This is a genomic window from Pirellulales bacterium, from assembly GCA_036490175.1.
Classification (GTDB): domain Bacteria; phylum Planctomycetota; class Planctomycetia; order Pirellulales; family JACPPG01; genus JACPPG01.
Genome location: DASXEJ010000375.1, coordinates 1 through 3,722, shown reverse-complemented (window position 1 = coordinate 3,722; position 3,722 = coordinate 1). Strand labels below are relative to the sequence as shown.

Annotated in this window: 3 protein-coding genes; 2 read left to right on the top strand and 1 reads right to left on the bottom strand. The window is 59.5% G+C overall.

Annotated elements, in window-relative coordinates:
- Nucleotides 1-732, bottom strand: a 732-nt coding sequence (locus VGG64_28605) for a carbon starvation CstA family protein (protein HEY1603596.1), incomplete at its 3' end; no start/stop codon positions are given.
- A gap of 416 nt (nucleotides 733-1,148) precedes the next feature.
- On the opposite strand from VGG64_28605, the gene VGG64_28600 reads away from it, so the two are divergent.
- Complete coding sequence (locus tag VGG64_28600) at nucleotides 1,149-2,192, top strand: thioredoxin-disulfide reductase (protein ID HEY1603595.1); 1,044 nt, start codon at nucleotides 1,149-1,151, stop codon at nucleotides 2,190-2,192.
- Between the two features lie 96 nt (nucleotides 2,193-2,288).
- Nucleotides 2,289-3,683 (top strand): asparagine--tRNA ligase, encoded by a 1,395-nt coding sequence (gene asnS, locus VGG64_28595; protein HEY1603594.1) that lies wholly within the window; start codon nucleotides 2,289-2,291, stop codon nucleotides 3,681-3,683.
- Nucleotides 3,684-3,722: the final 39 nt, after the last annotated feature.

Sequence of the window (3,722 nt, the reverse complement as noted above, 5' to 3'; positions counted from 1 at the left end):
CACGGCTTGCTTAGCTCCAGCAGGCAACGTGATGCGATTCTCTGTCGCCTGAAACAGCACCTCGGGGGACTCGACCTTATCGCCCATTTGGTCAACGCTGACTAAGAACTCTTCGCTACGGGTTACCGCGGCCCCACCGGTATAAGTAATGCGAGTGCCCGCTGGCAGCCGCGCGACAAAGCGACCATGTTCCTGGACGAGTTCGATCTGATCATCTTGCGGCGCTTCGAGCACGGTGCCGGGGGCCAGCTTGATCTCCTCGCCACCGAGCGCTTTGACAACGACTACCCCAAGACCAGAAAGCGCGATCACTACGACAAACAAGATTGCGATCGAGGCCGTCGTGCCGGCTATCGGACCGATTTCGGCTCGCGCAATCTCGGCCAACGACCGTCCGCCGCGACGGACACTGGCGGCCAGCACCAGCATGTCTTGCACAGCCCCGGCCAGGCATACCCCGACGATCAACCAGATTAGCCCAGGCAGATATCCGAACTGAATCGCCAGCACCGGACCGATCAACGGCCCCGCGCCCGAGATGGCCGCAAAGTGATGGCCAAACAACACCCACTTGTGCGTCGGGTGGTAGTTCTGCCCGTCGTTGAACTCATGAGCCGGCGTGATCCGAGAGTCGTCGAGAACCGCCACCCGCGTGGCCAGGAATGCGCTGTAATAACGATACGAAATCGCAAGTACGCACAGCACTCCGAGCATCACGGGCATGGCATTCATGTAATCGACTTTCGATCATGGGACACGTGGGATGCCAGCGCATCAAACCGGGATGGCACGCACGCAGCTGCGCAGCGGATGATGGCACAAAAGCCATCACAAGTTCAAGCATGTCCAGGTGCGGTCGCACACGGGGTAAGGCACCTGACCTCTTAACGTAGTCATAACTTGCGCGGCCCCCCAAGGAGCCGCAAGGTACGATATCGAACCCGCTGGCTGCCGACAAGTTCGCCCGCGGTGGACCACTTGCCAGTAAACCCTATAATTCCTCCTTCAGTCTGTCGGTCGACGCGATGAATTGTGGGTTGCAGGCATAAGGTGCCAAGCATGCCTGGGCGTGGAGGGCCGGCATCCCGTGCTGTGCGAAGTGGACGTCGATTTTTTGAACTCGGCAACCGAGCAAGGAGTGCCTTAGCGTGCCCGAAAAAGTAGTCATCATCGGCAGCGGACCGGCCGGCTGGACCGCCGCTATTTACACCGCCCGTGCCAATCTCGCGCCGTTGGTGTTCGAGGGCGCCGTTACCGAAGACAACCGCATCAACGGCACGCTGCCGTTGGGACAATTGGCTCTCACGACCGAGGTCGAGAACTACCCGGGCTTCCCAGCGGGAGATCTCGGCGCGTATCTCGACCATGCGATCGAGAAGACGCGCCGCGCCTACATGGCGCCGCACGAAAAGCACGGCGTGAGTGGTCCGGAACTGATGGAGCTGATGCGTCAGCAGGCTGCGAACTTCGGCACGCGGATCGTTACCGACGATATCGTTGACGTCGACTTTTCGCGCCGCCCGTTCAAGCTCACGGCCTCAAACGGCCAGGTGGTTGAGGCCGAAGCTGTGATCGTCGCCACCGGCGCGCGAGCGAACTACTTGGGCCTGCCGTCGGAAGACGCCTATAAAAATCGCGGCGTTAGCGCCTGCGCCGTGTGCGACGGGGCCCTGCCGCGGTTTCGCAACAAGCCGCTGATTGTCGTGGGCGGTGGAGATTCGGCCGTTGAAGAGGCTACCTACCTCAGCAAGTTCGCCAGCCGGGTACACATGATTCACCGTCGCGACTCCCTACGCGCGTCGAAGATCATGGCTCATCGCGCAGAGAATGATCCCAAGATCGACCTGGTTTGGAACAGCCAGCTCGACGAAGTGATCGGCAACGATCGCGAGGGAGTCACCGGCGTGCGGCTCAAGAGTACGCAAGGGAGCGAAACACGCGAGCTACCAGCCTCTGGAGTATTTTTGGCCATCGGCCACACGCCGAACACGCGGTTCGTCGAAGGCAAGCTGGAACTCACCCCCAAGAAGTACATCAAGTGGACGGTCCCGTTTCGCACCAACACCAGCGTCGAAGGAGTGTTCGCCGCCGGAGACGTGGCCGACGACTACTACCGCCAGGCTGTTACCGCAGCTGGCAGCGGTTGCATGGCGGCACTCGACGCCGAACGTTGGCTGGCCGCACACGAGTAGCCGCCACAATTCCAGTATCCCGCGCGACAATTGCCCGCTTAGTCCTCGCGCGAATGGGACACGCGAGCACGAGCAAAGTTAAAGGAACTCTGACGTATGGACACCATCCGAGTTGCCGAGGCGCGCGAGGCGACGGCTGTGGGGCGCGAGGTGCGACTGCAAGGTTGGATCCGCACCCGACGCGACAGCAAGGGGGGCTTCAGCTTCCTCGAATTAAACGACGGTTCGTCGCTGGCCAACGTGCAGGTCATTGCCGAAGCGGCGCTTGAAAATTACGAGGCCGAGATCAAGCATCTGGGCGCGGGAGCAAGTGTCACTGTAGAGGGACTCGTCAAGGCATCCCCCGCCAAAGGGCAGGCGACCGAGGTGCAGGCCCAGCGGGTCATTGTCCATGGCCTGGCCGACCCTGAAAGCTATCCACTTCAGAAAAAACACCACTCGTTCGAATTCCTGCGCACGATCGGCCATTTGCGCCCGCGGACCAACACGTTTGGGGCCATCACGCGCGTGCGGAACTGCGTCAGCCGATCGATCCATGCCTTCTTTCAAGAAGAAGGTTTTTTGTACATCCACGCGCCGATCATCACCGCCAGCGATTGCGAAGGGGCGGGCGAGATGTTCAAGGTCACCACGCTCGATCTGGCCAAAGTGCCAAGATCCCCCAGCGGTGGCGTCGATTACACACACGATTTTTTCGACCGCCCGGCGTTTCTCACCGTCAGCGGCCAACTTCAAGGAGAGATTTTTGCTTGCGCCCTGGGAAAAGTTTACACGTTCGGCCCGACGTTTCGCGCGGAGAACTCCAACACGTCGCGCCATCTGGCCGAGTTCTGGATGATCGAGCCTGAGGTCGCGTTTTACGAGCTCACAGACAACATGGCGCTGGCCGAACGTTTTTTGAAACGCATCTTTCGCGACGTGTTGAACCAATGCCCAGAGGATATGGAGTTCTTCCGCGACCGCGTTGACAAAACCGTGATCGAGACCTTGAAAGGGATCATCGCCAGCGATTTTGTGCGACTCTCGTATACCGAGGCTGTCGAGATACTCAAGGCATCGGGGCACACATTCGAGTTTCCCGTCGAATGGGGGCACGATCTGCAGGCCGAGCACGAGCGTTATTTGACCGAACAGGAATTCCACAAGCCGGTTATCCTGTATGATTATCCGAAGACGATTAAAGCGTTTTACATGCGTCTCAACGACGATGGCCGCACCGTTCGTGCCATGGACGTCTTGGTATCCAAGGTGGGAGAGATCATCGGTGGCAGCCAGCGCGAGGAGCGGCTCGACGTGCTGGAGGCACGCATGCTGGAACAAAAACTCGATCCGGCGAACTATTGGTGGTACAGCGACCTGCGTCGCTACGGTACCGTGCCCCACTCAGGATTCGGCCTGGGGCTCGAAAGGATTGTGCAATTCATCACCGGCATGGGGAATATCCGCGACGTAATTCCATTCCCTCGCACGCCGGGCAGCGCCGAGTTTTAGAACGAACACCTACAGAAATTGCTTCATGTTGAATAATGG

Bases quoted from the DNA above. Each gene is read 5' to 3' on its own strand.
- asnS (HEY1603594.1), top strand. From the start codon at position 2,289: ATGGACACCATCCGAGTTGCCGAGGCGCGCGAGGCGACGGCTGTGGGG.